The 18,771-nt window shown below is 66.9% G+C and carries 15 protein-coding genes; 9 read left to right on the forward strand and 6 right to left on the reverse strand.

Features of this window, described 5'->3' with window-relative positions; genetic code table 11:
* Positions 1-8: 8 nt before the first annotated feature.
* On the forward strand, positions 9-1,136 hold the full coding sequence (gene rodA / locus V5740_RS13790; protein WP_347303039.1) for a rod shape-determining protein RodA: 1,128 nt from the start codon (positions 9-11) through the stop codon (positions 1,134-1,136).
* Between the two features lie 10 nt (positions 1,137-1,146).
* Here the strand turns inward: rodA and V5740_RS13795 are convergent, their stop codons facing one another.
* Genes V5740_RS13795 through V5740_RS13805 form a run of 3 tightly spaced genes read right to left on the reverse strand, consistent with a single transcriptional unit; the run spans position 1,147 to position 6,283 of the window.
* Positions 1,147-2,481, reverse strand: coding sequence for an MFS transporter (locus V5740_RS13795; protein ID WP_347303040.1), 1,335 nt, complete (start codon positions 2,479-2,481; stop codon positions 1,147-1,149).
* Positions 2,478-5,336 carry a family 78 glycoside hydrolase catalytic domain gene (locus V5740_RS13800; protein WP_347303041.1) on the reverse strand — a complete coding sequence of 953 codons (2,859 nt, stop codon included), beginning with the start codon at positions 5,334-5,336 and terminating at the stop codon, positions 2,478-2,480. The genes V5740_RS13795 and V5740_RS13800 overlap by 4 nt, the downstream gene beginning before the upstream one ends.
* A complete protein-coding gene (locus V5740_RS13805; protein ID WP_347303042.1) occupies positions 5,333-6,283 on the reverse strand; it encodes a dihydrodipicolinate synthase family protein in 951 nt (316 codons plus the stop codon). The genes V5740_RS13800 and V5740_RS13805 overlap by 4 nt, the downstream gene beginning before the upstream one ends.
* 240 nt (positions 6,284-6,523) lie before the next feature.
* Between V5740_RS13805 and V5740_RS13810 the strand changes: the two genes are divergently transcribed.
* On the forward strand, positions 6,524-9,418 hold the full coding sequence (locus tag V5740_RS13810) for a TonB-dependent receptor (protein WP_347303043.1): 2,895 nt from the start codon (positions 6,524-6,526) through the stop codon (positions 9,416-9,418).
* A 26-nt stretch (positions 9,419-9,444) separates the two neighbouring features.
* On the opposite strand, the gene V5740_RS13815 is transcribed toward V5740_RS13810, so the two are convergent.
* Positions 9,445-10,152, reverse strand: coding sequence for a FadR/GntR family transcriptional regulator (locus V5740_RS13815; RefSeq protein WP_347303044.1), 708 nt, complete (start codon positions 10,150-10,152; stop codon positions 9,445-9,447).
* A gap of 98 nt (positions 10,153-10,250) precedes the next feature.
* Here V5740_RS13815 and V5740_RS13820 point away from each other — a divergent pair, with 98 nt between their 5' ends.
* From V5740_RS13820 to V5740_RS13830, 3 genes are read left to right on the forward strand one after another with little or no spacing between them, the layout of a single operon-like run.
* Complete coding sequence (locus V5740_RS13820; RefSeq protein WP_347303045.1) at positions 10,251-11,768, forward strand: altronate dehydratase family protein; 1,518 nt, start codon at positions 10,251-10,253, stop codon at positions 11,766-11,768.
* Between the two features lie 31 nt (positions 11,769-11,799).
* Positions 11,800-12,252: an RbsD/FucU domain-containing protein gene (locus V5740_RS13825; RefSeq protein WP_347303046.1), complete on the forward strand. Its 453-nt coding sequence runs from the start codon at positions 11,800-11,802 to the stop codon at positions 12,250-12,252.
* Positions 12,249-13,334 carry a sialidase family protein gene (locus V5740_RS13830; protein WP_347303047.1) on the forward strand — a complete coding sequence of 362 codons (1,086 nt, stop codon included), beginning with the start codon at positions 12,249-12,251 and terminating at the stop codon, positions 13,332-13,334. Before V5740_RS13825 ends, V5740_RS13830 begins: the two co-directional genes overlap by 4 nt.
* Positions 13,335-13,345: 11 nt before the next feature.
* Here V5740_RS13830 and V5740_RS13835 read toward each other — a convergent pair whose 3' ends face one another.
* Together V5740_RS13835 and V5740_RS13840 are read right to left on the reverse strand one after the other, a co-directional pair.
* Positions 13,346-14,056 (reverse strand): anti-sigma factor, encoded by a 711-nt coding sequence (locus V5740_RS13835; protein WP_347303048.1) that lies wholly within the window; start codon positions 14,054-14,056, stop codon positions 13,346-13,348.
* The gene (locus V5740_RS13840) at positions 14,046-14,672 is read right to left on the reverse strand and encodes a sigma-70 family RNA polymerase sigma factor (protein WP_347303049.1); all 627 of its coding nucleotides are present in this window, start codon (positions 14,670-14,672) and stop codon (positions 14,046-14,048) included. The genes V5740_RS13835 and V5740_RS13840 overlap by 11 nt, the downstream gene beginning before the upstream one ends.
* 111 nt (positions 14,673-14,783) lie before the next feature.
* On the opposite strand from V5740_RS13840, the gene V5740_RS13845 reads away from it, so the two are divergent.
* The 4 genes from V5740_RS13845 (at position 14,784) to rpsT (ending at position 18,327) form a co-directional block, all read left to right on the forward strand.
* Positions 14,784-15,764: a ferritin-like domain-containing protein gene (locus V5740_RS13845; RefSeq protein WP_347303050.1), complete on the forward strand. Its 981-nt coding sequence runs from the start codon at positions 14,784-14,786 to the stop codon at positions 15,762-15,764.
* 49 nt (positions 15,765-15,813) lie between these two features.
* The gene (locus tag V5740_RS13850) at positions 15,814-16,869 is read left to right on the forward strand and encodes a ferritin-like domain-containing protein (RefSeq protein WP_347303051.1); all 1,056 of its coding nucleotides are present in this window, start codon (positions 15,814-15,816) and stop codon (positions 16,867-16,869) included.
* A gap of 134 nt (positions 16,870-17,003) precedes the next feature.
* Positions 17,004-17,924 carry an LOG family protein gene (locus V5740_RS13855; protein WP_347303052.1) on the forward strand — a complete coding sequence of 307 codons (921 nt, stop codon included), beginning with the start codon at positions 17,004-17,006 and terminating at the stop codon, positions 17,922-17,924.
* 142 nt (positions 17,925-18,066) lie between these two features.
* Positions 18,067-18,327: a 30S ribosomal protein S20 gene (gene rpsT / locus V5740_RS13860; RefSeq protein WP_347303053.1), complete on the forward strand. Its 261-nt coding sequence runs from the start codon at positions 18,067-18,069 to the stop codon at positions 18,325-18,327.
* Positions 18,328-18,771 lie beyond the last annotated feature (444 nt).

The raw sequence follows: 18,771 nt of genomic DNA on the forward strand, positions 1-18,771 counted from the left end.
ATTGTGACATGATGCTCGGCTTTCTTCCCCGCCGCCTCGCGATCCTGCCCTGGAAGGTCATCTTCGCGATCACGGGCCTCAGCCTGTTCGGGACAGCCGTGCTGTATTCCGCCGCCGGTGCGTCGATGCAGCCATGGGCCACGGCCCACCTCATGCAGTTCGCCGTGTTCCTGGTGCTGGCGCTGGCGGTGCGGATGATGGGGCTCAATCTGCTGCGGCAGGTGGCGCTGCCCGCCTACGGTGCCTGCCTGTTCCTGCTGCTGCTGGTGGAGATCATCGGGCAGGTCGGCGGCGGCAGCCAGCGCTGGCTGTCGCTGGGGCCGCTGACGATCCAGCCGTCCGAGCTGATGAAGCTGTCCATCATCATGGCGCTCGCCCGGTTCTACGAGATGCTGCCCGCGGCGGAGACGGCGAACTGGAAGGCGACGGGTCTGGCCGCCGCGATCATGGGCGCGCCTGCCGTGCTGGTGCTGGTGCAGCCCGATCTCGACACGGCGCTGGTCCTGATAGTCGCGGGTGCGGTCGTGATGTTCCTGGCCGGTGCGCCGCTGCGCCTGTTCATGCTGGCGGGCGGGGCTGCGGCGGTTCTGGCGCCGCTGGCATATTTCTTCGTTCTCCAGCCATATCAGCAGGTGCGTCTGATCAGCTTCATCGATCCTGAATCCGACCCGCTGGGCGCCGGCTACCACGTCATCCAGTCCAAGATCGCGATCGGTTCGGGCGGCATCTTCGGCAAGGGTTTCCTGAAGGGAACGCAGGGACAGCTGCAATACCTGCCCGAACATCACACCGACCTCGTCTTCGCCACCCTGTTCGAGGAATGGGGCCTGTTCATTGGACTGGGGCTGCTGGCGCTGTATCTGTGGCTGTTCCACTGGGGCTACCGCACGGCGCGCAGGTCCACTTCCCGCTTCGGCAAGCTGCTGGCCGCCGGAGTCACGACGACCGTGTTCTTCTACGTCGCGATGAACATGCTGACCGCGACCGGGGTCACGCCGGTCATGGGCATCCCGCTGCCGTTCATCAGCCACGGCGGTTCGGCCATGATGACGATCATGCTGGCCTTCGGCCTCATCATGACGGTCGAGCGGGAAGAACTGCGCCTGCATGACGAGCGCGAGCAGTTCCGTCTGTGACCCGGTCCTGTCAGGAGGCGGGCGCGCCGGCCGGCAGGTCCGGCATGTCGGCGCTCGTGTCGTGGTCTGGCGTGATCGGCCGGCGTACCCCGAACAGGTAGACGAAGGCCGACGCCGTAACGACCGCAGCCCCGATAGCCAGCGCCGGGACGAAGCTGCCGCTGGCATCGACGACGAAGCCGGTCACGATCGGGGCCAGCGCGCCGCCGATGAAACCGCCGAAATTCTGCAGCCCGCCGAGGGAGGCGACCTGACGGGATGGGGCCACCGCGGACACCAGCGCCCATGATCCCACGCTGGCGACATTGGCCAGGAACACCGCGGCCGAGATGCAGGCGAGGGCCACGGCGTTGCTGGCCACCAGCGCGCCCGGCAGGGTGAAGGCGGCCATGCCGAACATCGCCGCCACGACCAGGTATTTGCGTCCGAGCAGGACGGAACCCGTGCGGCGCACCAGCCAGTCCGACAGCCAACCGGCGACAAGGCAGCCGATGAACCCGCAGAAGAACGGCACAAAGGCGGCGAAGCCCGACTTGATCGTGTCCATGCCGCGTTCGATCTGCAGATAGCTGGGCAGCCAGGTCAGATAGAGCCAGTTGAGGTAGACCGACCCGAAGAAGCCCAGGATCATGGCCCAGGTGGTGCCATGGCGGAACAGCGCGCCCCATTCCGCCAATGCCGGCTTGCGCGGACCATCGGCAGCGCCGTCATCGATGTAAGCGCGTTCTTCCGGCAGCAGGGCCACGTCGGCAGGGTTGCGGTACATGACCCACCAGATCGCGGCCACGAAGAAGCCGGCGATGCCCAGCACCACGAACATTTCCCGCCAGCCCCAGGCGATGATGATGAGGCTGAGCAGCGGCGGCGCCAGTGCGGTGCCGAGTGGGGAGGCGGCGTTGAAGATGCCGGTCGGCATGCCGCGCCGGTCGCGCGGGAACCAGTCGCTGACCACCCGCGCGGCGGCGGGATATTGCGGCGATTCGCCGACGCCCAGCACAACGCGCGCGCCGATGAACGCGCCGAAGCTGCGCACCAGTCCGCAGGCTGCCTGCGCGACCGACCACACGATGATGCCGATCGCCAGCACCACGCGCGGACGGAACCGGTCGATCACCCCGCCGATCGGCAATTGCGCCACGGCGTAGCTCCACGAGAAGGCCGACAGCAGGATCCCCATCTGCCCCAGCGTCAGCTGCATCTCTTCCCGAATGGCGCCGTTGGCGATCGAAAGCGCGCTGCGATCGAGATAATTGAGCGTACCTGTCAGCACCAGCAAGGCGAGGCCCGTCACCTGAAGGCGCCGGAGGCGGGCAGTATGGGCGGCGGGGGAACGGGGTGTGATCACCTGGGCAATCCTTCGAACGGAGCGGTGAAGCGGTACTGGCCCGAACCCACCACCAGCCGCAGGCCCGCTGCCTCGGCGCTGACAGGTCGGATGCCCGGTGCCCCGCGCAGACGGCGGCCACCCTCGCGAACCGCGTCGGGCGTGGCGGTGGGCACGATCACCGTCGCCTCGACCCCGGGCGGGACCAGCACGTCCATGGTCAGCAGCCCGCCGGCACGCTGCCATGCGCTGCGCACCTCGCCATGGATGGTGCGCAGGCTGGCGGTGGCGGAGGTCACGTCCCCGACCGGGCGTGGGGCGATCGTTATCGCACCGGCATCCCGGCGGCTGAAATCCACCTGAATCCCGCCCAGATACCCGAACAGCCAGCCCTCTCCGTGGCCCAGCATGAAGTGGTTGTTCGACTTGGTCGGATCGGCGTCCCACGCCTCCGTCAGCGCAGTCGCGCCGCGCGCGATCTGGTAGCCGTAGCTGGGGCTCTCCGTAACCGACATCATGTCGAACAGCACATCGTCGCGCCCATAGTGCGCCAGCGCGCGCACGACGTAGTGGAAGCCGACATCGCCCGCGGTCACCGCATTGGCGTTGGCCCGAACCGCCTCAACCAAGGCATCCAGCACCGCTGGTTCCCGGCCAGCCGGGACCATACCCAGCGCCAGCGGCATGGCGCAGGCTGTCTGGCTGCCCCGGTCGTAGCTGTTGCGCGCCGAATTGAAGAACCGCCGGTTGAACGCGACGAGCACACGTCGCGCCTGATCGGCAAAGGCCTGCGCATCCGCCGTATTGCCGAACAGTTCGGCAATGCGCGCGGTTGTCACCAGCGCCTGGTACCAGGTAGCCGACCCGGTCAGCGCGCGGTTCGTCAATTGCGAGGCGCCAAGGCTGCCGGGGCCGACATCGTACCAATCGCCCAGTCCAAAATCGACAAGGTCGCCTTCCGCCCGTCCGGCCAGGTAGTCGAGGTAGCGGCGCATCGCGGGGTAGCCGGTGGCAAGCGGCTGCGGATCGCCGTAGCTCTGATACGCCGCCCATGACGCCAGGATCACCGCCGCGCCCCATTCGGGCGAGTTGCGGGCATCAAGATCCCGGCCCTGCGCATCCAGGAACGCAACATATTCGGGCGCGATGCCGGGCACCATGCCATCGGCTCGCTGCGTGTCGTTGATGTCGTCGACCAGCTTTTCGTACAATGCCGCGCTGTCGCGATTGTACATGATGGTCGCGGCATTGAGGTGTGTCTGTTCCAGCCAGGCCAGCTTTTCGCGGTGCGGGCAGTCGGTCAGGATGCTGAAGGAATTGCTGACCACGGCCCGCTCGATCAGCGAATGGATCTGGTTGAACAGTGGCTTGCTGCAATCGAAGGTGCCGACCCGCGGCAGGTCCGAAAACAGGAACTCGCCCTGGATCGTCATCACCTGCGGTATTTCGGCTCCGCCGCCCGTCGGTATTGCGCCTTCGACTTGGATGTAGCGGAAGCCGTGATAGGTGAAGCGCGGCACGAACCGCTCCTCCCCCGACCCCGCCAGAGTGTATTCGTAAGTGACCCAGCGGCCCGGCCCGGCATTGAAGCTGCGCTGGAACACCAGCCCGTCCGGCCCCAGCACCTCCGCCGGGGTGAACCGCACCTTCATGCCGGCAGGCCCGCGCACGACGATATGTGGCCGGCCGGAGAAGTTCTGGCCGAGATCGTAGATGAAGATGCCGGGCTTCGCCTCCGTCACGGCAATCGTCGTGAAGCGTTCGTGGACGATTACCGGCGGGACGGCCTGGGCCTTCAACCGTCCCGCCGGGGCGCCGGCCGGCAGCACTGGCGTCCAGCCGGCAACAGAAGCGCCCGGCAGGTCCCAACCGACCTGTTCGCGCCGGGCGTCGACATCTTCCCCGCCATACATGGAGGAGAACAGGATGGGTCCGTCGCTCGTCTCCCACTCGGCGTCGCTGGCGAGATGGCTGGTGGTGCCGTCCGGGCGGAGGAGCGTCATCTGCAGCAGCAGCTTGGGCTTGCCGTAGCTGTCGACGAATTTGGACTTGCGGTCCGCCTTGCGTTCAACGTTGAACATGCCGTTGCCCAGCATCACGCCCAGCATGTTGTCGCCCGGCTGCAGCAGGTCGGTGACGTCATACGTCGAATAGAGAACAGTCCGATTGTATTCGGTCCAGCCGGGATTGAGCACGCTGGTCGTGACCGCGTGGCCGTTCACCGTCAGCTCGAAATGGCCCATTCCGGCGAGCGAGATGATCGCCCGCGCCGGTCTGTCCGGCAGGATGAAGCGGCGGCGCAGGAGCGGCAGCACCGTCTCCTCCGTCGACAACGGCCCATCGGGGCTTCGGCCACGGAAATGCGCCGGCACCACTCGGTCGGGTCTGGCGGCGATCCATTGTCCACGCCAGTCCGACGGGGCGAGCAGACCGGTGGCGAAGGTCGCGGGCGTGCTCCAGCGCGTGGTGCCCGCCTGATCGATGGTCCCGACCATCCAGTGATAAGGCGTGTGCGATGTCAGCGGCAGCGGGTCGTCCGGTTGCGCCCGCGGCAGGCGGGTCACCAAGTCGCCGCTGTCCCACACATCACCTTGTCGCTGCAGCAGCAGATCAGGCGTGCTGGCCACCAGCACGCGCATCCGCGCGGCATGCTGCCCGCGCCGATCACCCGCAGCCGCCAGTTCCCAGCAGAAGCGTGGCCGCAACGTATCGATACCCAGCGGATCGAACAGCCACTCGCACCGCAATCGTTGCGCCGAGAGGCCGCCGGACTCGTCCGCCTGTTGCGCCCGTACCGCCAGCGGGGTGACGGCCAGCGTGCCGCCGACCAGCGCCATGGCCTGCCGGCGGTCGACGAGCGGGACGATCCCTTTCACGCGGCGGCGCGCGACGCGGTCTTGGTAGCGGCGATCCTGGCGCGCGCGTTCCCGATCGCGGCGACGATGTTGTCGAGCAGGGGATCGATTGCCCACACCTGTTCGCGCACGTCGCCCGGCAAGGATCGTGTATGGGTGGAGGCGAAGGTGCCGATCCGCTGATGGTACAGCTTGGCGATGGTGGGATAGCCGAACGCCTCGCACATGGAGCCGAGCGCCAGCATTGGCGCGATCTCCGCCGCGATGTCGGGCTGCGCCTCCCCATGGTCGAGCAGCCAGCGATAGAGGTCGGGCGCGAAATTGGCGAAGATGCCGCAGAAGCCGCGCGCACCCGCCTTCATCGCGTCGAAAGCGATGGCGGCATTGGCGTTGCTGATCGCCAGCGGCGTGCCGGCGACGATATCCAACCGGCGACGGATGGTCGGCAGGTCGCAGGACACGTCCTTCAGCAGCACGAAGCGGCCGGTCTGCGCGAAGTGGCGCAGCTCCTCGTCAGTCAGCAGACGACGGGCAGGGCGCGGGCATTCGTAGAAGCCCAGCGGCAGGTCGGCCGGCACCTCGCCCATCAGCCGCTCCGCCCGCTCGATCAGCGTACCGGGAGTGCCAGGCGTTTCCAGCCGGTTGGTGATCAGGATCAGCGCATCGGCGCCGATATCCGCCACGGCGCGCAGATCGGCCGCTTGTCCGGCATGATCATCCGACACGTGGCCCGACACCACGACCGGGATACGGCCGCGTGTCGCATCGACGACGATACGCGCGACCTCCCGCCGCTCGTCACGGTCGAGGAAGAACATCTCGCTCGACAGGCAGACCGCGAACAATGCGCTGGCGCCATGGTCGATGTACCACTCGACCAGTCGCTCCAGCCCCTCGCGGTCGACCTGTCCCGCGTCGGTGAACGGCGTGATCATCACCGGGATCACGCCATTGGTCGGGCTGCCCATCCTCTTCCCTCCTGCCTGTTCCGCAGGGTTCTGGCCGCGCAAGTCATGCCCGCTGCGCCGTACCCTGTCAGTCAGCTATTGCCGCATATCAGCAGATGAACCGGCCCGGCACAAGGTCATTCTGACAGGATGCTGTCATTTCTCTTGTAAGTCACTGCGCATGTAGATTACAGGTTAGGTGACAGGATGCCACTGGCGCCGAAAGGCGGAACAAGGCGGCACAAAGTCAGGGAGACAGGCATGGGCAGGATGTCGACGGCGCGGCTTTACGGGGCGAGCGTCATGGTTCTGGGGGCGGTGCTGGTCGGCGCCGCCCCGACGATGGCGCAGCAGCAGACCGGTGGAGAGCAGCAGGCGCAGGTGACGCCGGCAGACGATGATGTGGAGGATACCGGCAGCATCGTCGTCACCGGTTTCCGGTCCAGCCTGGCCGCCGCATTGGTCGACAAGCGCGAGGCGAGCGGCGTGATCGACGTCATCAAGGCGGAGGATATCGCCAAGTTCCCCGACGCTAACCTGGCGGAGTCCCTGCAGCGCGTACCCGGCGTGGCGGTGCAGCGCGAAGGAGGCGAGGGGCGGACCATTTCCGTGCGGGGGCTCGGCGCCGACTTCACCCGCGTCCGCCTGAACGGGATGGAGGCGCAGGCGGTCTCCACCGGCCCCATAGGCCTGGTGAACCGCGGACGGGGCTTCGACTTCAACGTCTTCGCGTCCGAGCTGTTCAACGAATTGGTCGTGCGCAAGACCTCCTCCGCCCAGGTGGAGGAGGGATCGCTGGGCGCGACGGTGGATCTGCGGGCGGGCCGCCCGTTCGACTACCGGCGGGGCTTCACCCTGGTGACCACGGCCAAGGCGAACTACAACGACCTGTCTGAAAAGTTCAATCCACGGCTGGCCGGCCTGCTGTCTGACACCTTTGCCGACAGCACGATCGGCGTGCTGGTGTCGGGTGCGTACAGCAAGACGTTCAAGGCCAGCGAAGGATACAATTCCGGCCAGTGGGATACGATGGCCTCCAACGGCGGGTTCTGCGACCCGCGCCGCGTGCCCACCGCTACCAACCCCAGTGCCTGCTACAACCAGTTCCCCACCGGCATCACGCCCGCGCAGCTGACCTCCACCCAGATCTTCCACCCGCGCTTCCCGCGCTACGGGACCTGGGACCTAACCAACGAGCGGTACGGCTTCACCGGCGCGCTGCAATGGGTACCCACTGAGCGGACGCAGCTGTCGTTTGACGCACTGTACTCGCGCCAGCGGCAGATCCGCCAAAATTACTGGATCAACGCCATCGGCTTCAACCGTGGCCTGAACCAGCAGGGCAAGCCGGAGATGGTGTTCCGCCAGGCCGAGATCCGGGACAACGATCTGGTCTATGCCGTGATCGACAATGTGGACCTCCGGTCGGAGAACGAGCTGTTCGACGGTATCGCCACCTTTCGCCAATTCGGGCTGGAGCTGACGCACGAATTTACCGACCGCTTCAGCCTGCGTGCCCATGTCGGCGATTCCCGTAGCGAGCTGGACGAGGATCAGCTGCTGCTGCAGGCGGACCGGATCAATTCGCAGGGCTTCGTCATCGACATGCGCGACAGCAAGCGCCTGCCGGCGGTGAACTACAACTTCAACACGCTGGACCCCAACGCCTATTACATCGGGCCCGTGGTGAAGAGCCCGTTCAGCAATCCGGCTTCCGCCACGACGGGCCGCACCGGACCCGACCTGCGCATCCGCCCGCAATATGTGGAGAACCGCTTCCGCCAGGCATCGGGTGACCTCAGGTGGGAAGTCATGGACGAACTGACGCTGCTGTTCGGCGGCAATTACCGCACGTTCGAGGTCAGCTCGGACGCGCAGCAGCTGCGTGACGAGGCGGGCACGCCGCCGATCCCCGCCGGTACGAAAATCGCCGACTTGCTGATGCCGGTGCGCGGATTGCAGCAACTGGACGTGCCGGACGTGGTGCCGCGCAATTGGCTGGTGCCGAATGTGGAGGCGTTCGATCGGGCGTTCGGCATCCTGTCCAACGCCGGCCGTTACGAGCTGACCCGCGACATCCCCGCCGCGCGCGCCAGCATCTGGTCCGTCCGGGAGGAGGATACCGCCGCCTATCTGCAAGCGGACTTCAACGTGGAGATCGCGGGTCTGCCAGTACGCGGTGATCTGGGCGTCCGCTACGTCCATACAGGGCAGCGTTCCACCGGCTTCCAGGAGGCGGCGGGCACGGGCGTGCTCGTCACGGTGGAGCGGTCATACGAAAACTGGCTGCCCGCGCTGAATCTGGCGGTAGAGCCGGCGGACGAGGTGGTGCTGCGCTTCGCCGCTTCGAAGGTGATGTCGCGTCCGGCGCTTAGCCAGCTGATCCCCAGCGGATCGGTCAACGCCACCGGCGGTGGGCGGCTCGTGACTTCGGGCAATCCGTTCCTGGACCCCATCACCGCGGATACGTTGGACGCCACCGCCGAATGGTACTGGGCGCAAGGAGCGATCGCGTCGGTCGGCTTCTTCTACAAGGACATCGGCACCTACATCCAGACCTTTCGGGAGACGCGGCCGTTCAACACGTCCGGCCTGCCCGACAGTGTGCTGAACGGCACGTCGGCCTTGCCGACGGACCTGTTCGACTTCTCGCAGCCGGTGAACACGGAAGGCGGGCCGCTGAAGGGTGTGGAGCTGAACTTCCAGGCGCCGTTCCGCTTCCTGCCGGGCGCGCTGGCCAATTTCGGCGTGCTGGCGAATTACACCTACACCGATTCCAAGATCACCTACATCATCAATGCCACGACCGGCGCCACGTCGCAGCTGCCGCTGGTCGGCCTGTCGAAGCATTCGGCCAACGGCACGCTGTATTACGAGGATAGCCGTCTGTCGGCCCGCGCGTCGGCCAATTACCGATCCAGCTTCGTGCGCCAGGTGCCGACGCGCGGCGGGCAGGACAGCACGGCGACGGGCAGCCAGTTCAACGTCGACGCCTCCGTCAGCTATCGCCTGACGGACAGCCTGACGCTGTCGCTGGAGGGACTGAACCTGACCGATACCTATGAATTGTACTATGAGGACTCGGTCGCACAGCGACCCGAGGCATATCGCCATTATGGGCGGGAGTTCTATCTGGGTGTGAGGTACGATTTCTGATGTGGAACGGGACTGCCCTGCCAGCCTCAATGCCGGTTGGACGCCGCGCCGGAGCGGCTGATCAGGCGCTGCCGGCTCTGCCACAGGTGCCAGCGCATCGCGAGTTCGGCTGCCTTCTCGTCACGCGCGCGGATCGCGCGCAGGATGGCGGCGTGCTCCTCCACGTCCGTGACCGGCGCCTCCCCCGATCGGCTGAGCGCGAGGCCGGCGCTCATCCCCTGCACGATCACCTCCGCGATGGCGGCATAGGTCTGCGGAAAGAAGTCGTTGTTGGTCGCCTCCATGATGACGCAGTGGAAGGCATGGTCGGATTCGTGTGCCGGCGCCTTGGTCAGCGCGGCGATCCGGATCTCCTCGAAATGGCCGTCCAGCGCGGCGAGCTGTTCGGGCGTGCGGCGCTGCGCGGCCAGGGCGGCGGCCGCAGGTTCGAGGACCGAGCGAACTTCGAAGATGCCGATCGCGGGGGCCAGCGCCTCCCCCGGCAGGTACTGCACCAGCCGTTCCGCCGGGCGTGTGCGCAGATACGACCCGCTGCCCGGACGGGTGGCGATCAGCCCGTCGCTGTTCAGGCGGGACAGGGACTCGCGCACGACCGGGCGCGACACGCCGAAGCGGCGGGCCAGCGCCTCCTCCCCCGGCAGCTTGTCGCCTTCGACCAGCGCCTGATCGATTATCATGGCGATGATCTGGCCATAGATGCGGTCGGCAAGCCGACTGCCCGGTACGTCGTTCACGGCGATATCTCTCCTGCGGCCGGGGGGTGGCGGCGGCACCCCCTGCCATATGGCACGACGCCGCGTTTGTCAGGGCCGCGTCGGGCAATGGTGGCTGCATGAGCGAGAGTGACGCGGCGGTGATTCGGTTGCATGCCGATGACGACGTGGCGGTGGCCACGGGCAAGCTGCCGGCCGGGACGCCGGTCGCGGGTGACGCAGGCGTCTTGACCCGCGCCGCCATACCCGCCGGGCACAAGGTGGCGCTCCGCGCCATCGTCGTCGGATCACCCGTCAGCAAATATGGCCAGGTGATCGGCGTCGCGACGCAGGACATTGCCGCCGGCGATCATGTCCATACGCACAATCTGGCGATGTCTTCGGCCCGCGCCGGCGCGGAACGGCGTGAGTGGCGACCTCCCGCCCAGCCCCCTTGCAATTTCATGGGTTTTCGTCGCTCCGACGGGCGTGTGGGTATCCGCAACTACGTCGCGGTGCTGACTTCGGTTAATTGTTCGGCGACGGTCGCCCGCCACATCGCGGAGGCGGCCGAGCGGCAGGGCCTGCTCGCCCGGTTCCCCAACGTTGATGGCATCGTGCCAATTACCCATGCCAGCGGCTGCGGCATGGCCTCGTCGGGCGAGGGGTACGACGTGCTGATGCGTACGCTGTGGGGCACGGCGGCCAACCCCAACTTCGCCGCCGTGCTGGTGGTGGGCCTCGGGTGCGAAGTGCTGCAGATTGCCCGGCTGACGCAGCAGGCTGCATGGCGGCCGCAGGCCTCCGTACGCTCGCTGACGATCCAGGACACCGGCGGCACGCGCCGTTCGATCGAGCGTGGGCTAGGGGAATTGGCGGACATGCTGCCGGAGGTGGACGCGCAGCGCCGGACGGAGGTGCCCGCGGCGGAACTGGTGGTGGGACTGCAATGTGGCGGGTCTGATGGCTGGTCAGGGATCACGGCCAATCCCGCGCTGGGCCATGCGGTCGACCGGCTGGTCGCGCTGGGCGGCACGGCGCTGCTGTCTGAAACGCCGGAAATCTACGGGGCGGAGCATCTGCTTTACGCGCGCGCCGACGATGCCGTTGCCGCCAAGCTGCGTGCGAAGCTCGACTGGTGGGAAGAGTACACGACGCGCCTCGGCGCGGAGATGGACAACAACCCGTCCCCGGGGAACAAGGCCGGTGGGCTCACCACCATTCTGGAAAAGTCGCTGGGCGCCGTGGCCAAGGCGGGGACCGCACCACTGGTGGATGTGATCGGTTATGCGGAGCCGGTCCGGCGGCGGGGTCTGGTGTTCATGGACAGCCCCGGCTTCGATCCCTGCTCCGCGACGGGGCAGGTGGCATCGGGGGCGACGATGATCGTGTTCACCACGGGGCGCGGGTCGGCCTTCGGCTACAAGCCATCGCCCTCGATCAAGCTCAGCTCCAACACCGCCATTTACGAACGCATGCGCGACGACATCGATCTCGATTGCGGCTCGATCGTCACCGGCGGCGCGACGATCGCCTCCAAGGGCGACGAGATCCTCGACCTGATGCTGGCCGTCGCATCGGGGAAGCGGACCTGCAGCGAGGAACTCGGTTATGGCGGCGCCGAATTCGTGCCGTGGCAGATCGGGGCGGTGATGTGACGACATTGATGACGGAATTGTCGGAGGCACCATGCTGATCGGTATCGACCCGCTGCTCGGCCCCGAACTGCTGGCGGTCTTGCGAGCCATGGGTCATGGTGACGAGATCGCCATCGTCGATGCGAACTTCCCCGCCGCGGCCACGGCGCGTCGCCTGATCCGTGCCGACGGCCTGCCGCTGACCCGGATGCTGGGCGCCATCCTTGGCGTGCTGCCGCTCGACCGGTCGGACGAGGCCGCCTTCACCATGCAGGTGATCGGCGACGCGACCGCTGTCCCGGATGCGGTCGCCGACATTTGCCGGCTGGTGGCGGCCGCCGGGGACACGCGCCCGGTTGGCACACTGGAACGGCATGCCTTCTATGCGCGCGCCGCTGGATGCTTCGCCATCGTGGCGACTGGCGAGACCCGCCTTTATGGCAATGTGATCCTGCGCAAGGGCGTCGTCGAAGCGCCCGGCCTTTCTGATGGAGATGATGCATGACGAGCCGGCGGACCCTGATAGTCGGTGCCTGCGCACTGGCGCTGCTCCCCGTGATCTCCATGGCGGACGAAGCGCCCGCAACCGCCGCCCTGCCGTCGGCCGTGCAGGCGATGGAGTTCATCTACGACGAGGCGCCTTACCCGCAGAGCCACGCCTCCACAATTGTGCAGACCCGCACCGGCACCATCGCCGCCGCCTGGTTCGGCGGGACGCATGAACGCCATCCGGACGTCGAGATCTGGTTCGCCCGAATGGAGGGCGATGGCTGGGGCACGCCGGTGTCGGTGGCGGACGGCGTGCAGGCCGACGGCAGTCGCCTGCCGACCTGGAACCCCGTGCTGTTCCAGGAGCCCGCCGGCCGGCTGATGCTGTTCTACAAGGTCGGGCCAAGCCCGCAGGAATGGTGGGGCATGCTGCTGACATCCGACGATGACGGTGCGACCTGGAGCGAGCCGACCCGCCTGCCCGACGGCGTTCTGGGCCCGATCAAGAACAAGCCGGTGATACTGGCGGATGGCACCTGGCTGTCGCCGTCCAGCACGGAGGTAGCCGATGGTGGGGGCTGGACCATGCACTTCGAACGCAGCACCGATGCAGGCCGGAACTGGACGGTGATCCCGGTGGCCGAGCAGGCGCATGTCTTTGACGCGATCCAGCCCAGCGTCCTGTTCCTGCCGGACGGACGGTTGGAGGCGGTCGCGCGCACGCGTCAGGGGGTGGTGGCCGCGACCTTCTCCACCGACAACGGTTTGAGCTGGAGCGCGCCGATGCCGGTGGACCTGCCCAATCCCAATTCCGGGACGGACGCTGTGACCCTGGCCGATGGGCGACAACTGATCGTCTACAATCACTCGGCCCATTCGCCGCAGACGCCGGGCAAGGGTGTGCGTTATCCGATCAATATCGGGCTGTCTGATGACGGTGTGCGTTGGCGCAATGCGCTGACGCTGGAGGATGCGCCGCTGCAGCATGGCTATGCCTATCCCGCCGTGGTGCAGGCCCGGGATGGCATGGTCCACATCACCTACACCTATGATCGCCGGCGCATCCGGCACGTGGTGGTCGATCCTGCGCGCCTCTGACCGGGACCGGGTCAGGTCGGTTGTAGCGCGCCCGAGGCGATGACCTCTCCCGTCGGGGTGCCGGTGGGCGATCCGCCAAGGGGCTCGATGGAGATCGCAATGATCTCGTCAGCCTGCAGCGACAGGTCCGCATCGATGCGGATCGGTGCCCGCTCGCCCGCGGTCAGAAGGCCTAACGCCCGCGGCACGTTGTCGCTGCCGATCCGCCACAGCTCCGCCGCGCGGTCCTCCGGCACGGAGATGGTGGCGGTCAGCCGCAGCGTACGGGTCTGGCGGTCGAACACCGCCGCGACGGGCTCCCGTGCGGTGCCTTCGCCCGGCGCGAGGATCGCCACCAGCGGCGGGGCGGCCGGTGTGACGACCGGGACCCTGACTACGCGCTCGATCGTCCTGGGCGCCGGCACCAGCAGCACCGCCGCCAACGATGCTGCTAGCGCGCCGGCCAGCGCACCACCTGCGAACCACGGCAGCCGCCGTCCGCCGGTGGCTGTCGGCGCGGCGACCGGCGTCGCCAGGCCGGCCTCGATCCGGTTCCACATATCAGCCGGTGGAGCGGCCTCGGTACCAGCGGCGGACAGAGCCCCGCACCGTTCCCGCCACCATGACACTTCTGCGGCGAAATCAGGCTCCGCCCGCAGGCGTGCCTGCGCAACGGCGAGGTCGGGGCCTTCCAGCAGGCCGAGCGCCAGTTCGGCGGCGAGTGTCTGATCGTCAGGCGACATCGGTCAGGCACTTCCGCAATTGCAGCAATCCACGCCGCACGGTGCTTTTCATGGTGGCCAGCGGCACGCCTTCGCGCCGGGCCAGATCGCTGTAGGTCAGTCCGCCCAGGAACGCCGCCCGGATCGCCAGGCGCGGCTTGTCGTCCAGCACCTCCAGGCATTCATGCAATTGCCGGGCATCTTCCTCCGCGATCAATATCATGTCGACCGGCGGCGCGTCGTCGGCCTGTTCGGGCGTCCTCGTCCCTTCGGCGTCCCACTCCGGCTCGGCCACGACACGGACGTTGGCACGGCGCCAGTCGATCGCGCGATTGCGGGCGATGGTCGCCAGCCAGGTGATCGGGCTGGCGCGGCCGGCCTCGTACCCCGGTGCCCGCCGCCAGACCAGCAGGTACACCTCCTGGAGCACGTCCTCTGCGGCCTGCCGTTCGCCGCAGATGCGCAGGCAGATGCCGAACAGCTTGGCCGACGTCATCTCGTAGACCTGGCGGAATGCGGACGTATCCTGGAGGCCGGTGGCGATCAGCGCCCGCTGCAGGGCGGCGCGGCGGGACTGGTCAGGCGGGGCCGGCGATGATGCGACAGGTGCGGTAAAGCCGTCACTTTCCGTCGCCATCTGCTTTTCTGCTCACAATTGCATCCGCAACGATATGCGGTTCGTAACTTACAATGCCCGCACGCGTAGAACCGTTCCCCCCAACCCGATGCGGGTAACAGGGAGAAGCCAATGACGTCGCAGCAAGAGCAGGTGATTGACGCCTTTGAGGCGCGGGCAGAGCGACGTGCCGATCGCCGCGCATTCTTCACCGCCGCGCTGGGCGCCGCCGCTGTCGGTTCCGCCTTCGCCTATTCCGATCCGGCGGCGGCGCAGTCGGTGACGGATGCGGACGTGCTGAACTTCGCGCTGAACCTCGAATATCTGGAGGCGCAGTTCTACCTCTATGCCGTCAATGGATCGGGCCTGCCGGCGAACCTCACCACCAGCGGATCGGGCGCGGCCGGCGGCACCGTCACCGGCGGCGCGCGGGTGGACTTCACCAGCGATCCGCTGACCGGCGCCTATGCGCGGGAGATCGCGGCGGACGAGCAGGCGCATGTCGCCTTCCTGCGCACCGCGCTCGGGTCCGCCGCTGTGGCGATGCCGAACATCAACATCTCGGGTGCGGCCGATGGCCCTTTCACCGCAGCGGCGCGAGCGGCCGGCGTGGTCCCGGCAGGGGGTGTCTTCAATCCCTATTCAACGCCCGAGAACTTCTTGTTGGGCGCCTTCATCTTCGAGGATGTGGGCGTCACCGCCTACAAGGGTGCGGCCCCGCTGCTGACGAACAAGACCTTCCTGGAGGCGGCCGCCGGCATCTTGGCGGTGGAGGCATATCACGCCGCGATCGTCCGCACGACGTTGTACGGCAAGGGCATCGAGGCGCTGGTCACCGCGACCGAGCAGATCTCGACCGCGCGCGATACGCTGGACGGCACGCCGGCCGACGACGCGATCCGCGGGATCGGCGCGGATGACGATCAGGGCATCCGTCCCAGCGGCAGCGGCGCGACGCTGACCGCCAACATCGCTCCGCTCAACAACAATGGCCTCGCCTACAGTCGGACCACCGGCCAGGTGCTCCGCATCGTCTACCTCAATGCGGGTACGACCACGATGGGCGGCTTCTTCCCCAACGGCGTGAACGGCACGATCCGCTCCACCACCTGAGCGGCGCTTCGCCGATCCGTTCACGACCAGTTTACAGGGAATTCACACCATGATCGATCCGAAGACCGCACTCGAAATCCTCGCTGCCAGCGACGTTCGCCGCACAGCGCGGCGCAAGTTCCTCAAGATCGCCGGGGGCAGCACTCTGGCCGTCAGTGGTGCGGCCATGCTGGCCGGCTGCTTTGACGACGACGACGATGAAGACAACAATCCGACGCCCGCACCAACCCCGGCACCGACCAGTTCGGCACCGAGCGACAGCGACATTCTGAACCTGGCTCTCAACCTCGAATATCTGGAAGCGCAATTCTACGCCTTTGCCGTCACCGGTGCGGGCCTGCCAGCCAACCTCACCGCCAGCGGCTCGGGCGCAGCGGGCGGTACGGTAACCGGCGGCGCGCCGGTAAACTTCTCTGGCGACCTTGTGGTCGGCGCCTATGCGCGGGAAATCGCCGCCGACGAACGCGCGCATGTCGCCTTCCTGCGCACGGCCTTGGGCAGCGCCGCGGTGGCGATGCCGAACATCAACATTTCCGGCGATGCAAACGGCGCCTTTACCGCGGCTGCGCGCGCCGCCGGGGTTATCGGTGCGTCGGAGACGTTCAATCCCTACGCCTCGGTCGAGAACTTCCTGCTCGGCGCCTATCTGTTCGAGGATGTGGGCGTCACCGCCTACAAGGGCGCCGCACCGCTGCTGACCAGCAAGGTGTATCTGGAGGCGGCGGCCGGCATCCTAGCGGCGGAGGCGTATCACGCCGGGCTGGTGCGCACGGTGCTGACCGCCAAGGGTATGACCACCACCTCCCTCGTCACGGCGGCGGGACGGATATCGGACGCGCGTGATGTGCTGGACGGCACGCCGGGCGACGATCCGATCAAGGGCATCGGCAACGATGGCGACCAGGGTATTGCGATGACGGGCAGTGGCGCCACGCTGACGTCCAATATCGTGCCGGCCAACGTCAACGCCATCGCCTACAGCCGCACCAGTCCGCAGGTGCATAACATCGTCTACCTCAACGCCACCGGCGCCAACCGGAATGGCGGCGGGTTCTTCCCCAACGGCACCAACAATCCGAACGCAGCGTTGCGCGTCGGATTGTAAGGGCCGGATGATCCAACAGGCAGGGCGGCCAGCCCGTCCTGCCTGTTCGGTGCCGGCGCGCGCTTGAATGCGGCGTTTCCGCCCCAATATGCCCGCCTTTGATAAAGCCGGCCTCGACCGGCACGGGGAGCGGCATGGCACGCGACAATTCTGAAGTGACAGGGGCATCGGGGATCGACGCCGAGGACGAGGCGCAACTGGGCGACCGGAAGTTCTACCGTGCGGAGCAGGAGGCAGATTTCGCCGACCAGCAACCGCAGCATACGCCGCAGACAGCCCATCCCGCCTACCGTCTCGCCTTTCGCGATACCGATTTCCTGCTGCGCGACGAGCTGCGGCCCGTGCGCTTCCAGCTTGAGCTGATGAAGCCGGAGATGCTGCTGGACGAGGCGCGCGTCGGCTCCACCCTGGTGATGTACGGCTCCGCCCGCATCCCGCCGCCCGAATCCGTCGAGATCGCGCTGGCCGGGGCGAAGGATCTGCCGGCGGACGAGCGCGAGGTGGTGGAACGGCTGGCGGCTAAATCGAAATACTACACCGAAGCGTATCGTCTGGCCCGTGCCGCGACGGAACGTTCGATCATCGAGGATGGGCGTCGGCAATTCGTGGTCTGTTCGGGCGGTGGCCCCTCGATCATGGAGGCGGCCAATCGCGGCGCGTCCGATGCGGGCGGCGAATCGATCGGTCTCAACATCGTGCTGCCGCACGAGCAGGCGCCCAATCCGTATGTGACGCCGTACTTGGCGTTCCAGTTCCACTATTTCGCGTTACGCAAGATGCACTTCCTGATCCGCGCGAAGGCGGTGGCGGTGTTCCCGGGCGGGTTCGGCACCTTCGACGAGATGTTCGAGCTGCTGACGCTGATCCAGACCGGCAAGATGAAGCCGATCCCCGTATTGCTGTTCGGGCGGGAGTTCTGGACCCAGGTCATCGACTTTGACGCGCTGGCGCGCGAAGGTGTTATTTCGCGTCGTGATCTCGACCTAATCACCTGGTGCGAGACAGCGGAAGATGCCTGGCGCGCGATCGCCGAATTCTATCGCCTGGACCGCTGACCTTGACCGGAGGCGACGGCTTGGCTAAGCGCGCCGCTTTCCTGCGGGTCTTGGCCCGGGGTGATTCTGCAACCACAATCCATGCTTATCCGGCCCGCGTTCGAATTTCAGGGGGCGCGCCGGCAGGAACACAAGGACGAACATGGCCAATACGCCGCAAGCCCGCAAGCGCATCCGTCGCAACGAAGCCCGTGCCGAGATCAACGGCGCGCGCGTCAGCCGTATCCGCAGCTTCGTGAAGAAGGTTGAGACGGCGCTGGCCAGCGGCGACAAGTCCGCTGCGCAGACTGCCCTGCTGCAGGCGCAGCCGGAACTGGCGCGCGGCGTTGCCCGCGGCGTGGTCCACAAGAACACCGCCGCTCGCAAGATGAGCCGGCTGAGCAAGCGCGTCGCCGCGCTCTGAGACCAGGCTGATTCGGCACTCTGTCGGGTGCCGGATGGGCCGGTCACGGAACGGAAAAAGAACGGGGTCGGTGGTCTGCCACCGGCCCTTTTTCTTTGTCCGCGAGCCATAGGCCCGGCTGCTGCGGCGACTCCGCACAAATCCGCGATTCGCCAAAGTGTCACATGCAAAAGTGTGTTAAAACAGGCACTTGAACGTACGCCTGCGGCTTTGCGGGTGGTCAATGGCCTATTTTTGCATTTATTTGAAAGCCGGCTCTTGCCCGCTCCGCCGCCCGCTTCATAACGGGCGACGGACCGGGGCGAAGCTGCGGTTCCATCATGGAAGATGTGCTGCGATCTCCCCCGCTGTCCTACGCGGTTTGCGGGAGGGGCGGAGCATTGCCGGGCGTCCGGCGGCCATGATCGGATACCGTATCGGGCAAGATGAAGGGGCAGGAAGCCG

This window comes from Croceibacterium sp. TMG7-5b_MA50 (assembly GCF_039830145.1).
Taxonomy (GTDB): domain Bacteria; phylum Pseudomonadota; class Alphaproteobacteria; order Sphingomonadales; family Sphingomonadaceae; genus Croceibacterium.

Excerpts from the sequence above, each read along its gene's own strand:
- rpsT (WP_347303053.1), top strand. The coding sequence starts at position 18,067 with ATGGCCAATACGCCGCAAGCCCGCAAGCGCATCCGTCGCAACGAAGCC.
- V5740_RS13850 (WP_347303051.1), top strand. The coding sequence starts at position 15,814 with ATGATCGATCCGAAGACCGCACTCGAAATCCTCGCTGCCAGCGACGTT.
- V5740_RS13855 (WP_347303052.1), top strand. The coding sequence starts at position 17,004 with ATGGCACGCGACAATTCTGAAGTGACAGGGGCATCGGGGATCGACGCC.
- V5740_RS13820 (WP_347303045.1), top strand. The coding sequence starts at position 10,251 with ATGAGCGAGAGTGACGCGGCGGTGATTCGGTTGCATGCCGATGACGAC.
- V5740_RS13810 (WP_347303043.1), top strand. The coding sequence starts at position 6,524 with ATGGGCAGGATGTCGACGGCGCGGCTTTACGGGGCGAGCGTCATGGTT.
- V5740_RS13845 (WP_347303050.1), top strand. The coding sequence starts at position 14,784 with ATGACGTCGCAGCAAGAGCAGGTGATTGACGCCTTTGAGGCGCGGGCA.
- V5740_RS13805 (WP_347303042.1), bottom strand. The coding sequence starts at position 6,283 with ATGGGCAGCCCGACCAATGGCGTGATCCCGGTGATGATCACGCCGTTC.
- rodA (WP_347303039.1), top strand. The coding sequence starts at position 9 with ATGATGCTCGGCTTTCTTCCCCGCCGCCTCGCGATCCTGCCCTGGAAG.
- V5740_RS13825 (WP_347303046.1), top strand. The coding sequence starts at position 11,800 with ATGCTGATCGGTATCGACCCGCTGCTCGGCCCCGAACTGCTGGCGGTC.
- V5740_RS13830 (WP_347303047.1), top strand. The coding sequence starts at position 12,249 with ATGACGAGCCGGCGGACCCTGATAGTCGGTGCCTGCGCACTGGCGCTG.
- V5740_RS13840 (WP_347303049.1), bottom strand. The coding sequence starts at position 14,672 with ATGGCGACGGAAAGTGACGGCTTTACCGCACCTGTCGCATCATCGCCG.
- V5740_RS13835 (WP_347303048.1), bottom strand. The coding sequence starts at position 14,056 with ATGTCGCCTGACGATCAGACACTCGCCGCCGAACTGGCGCTCGGCCTG.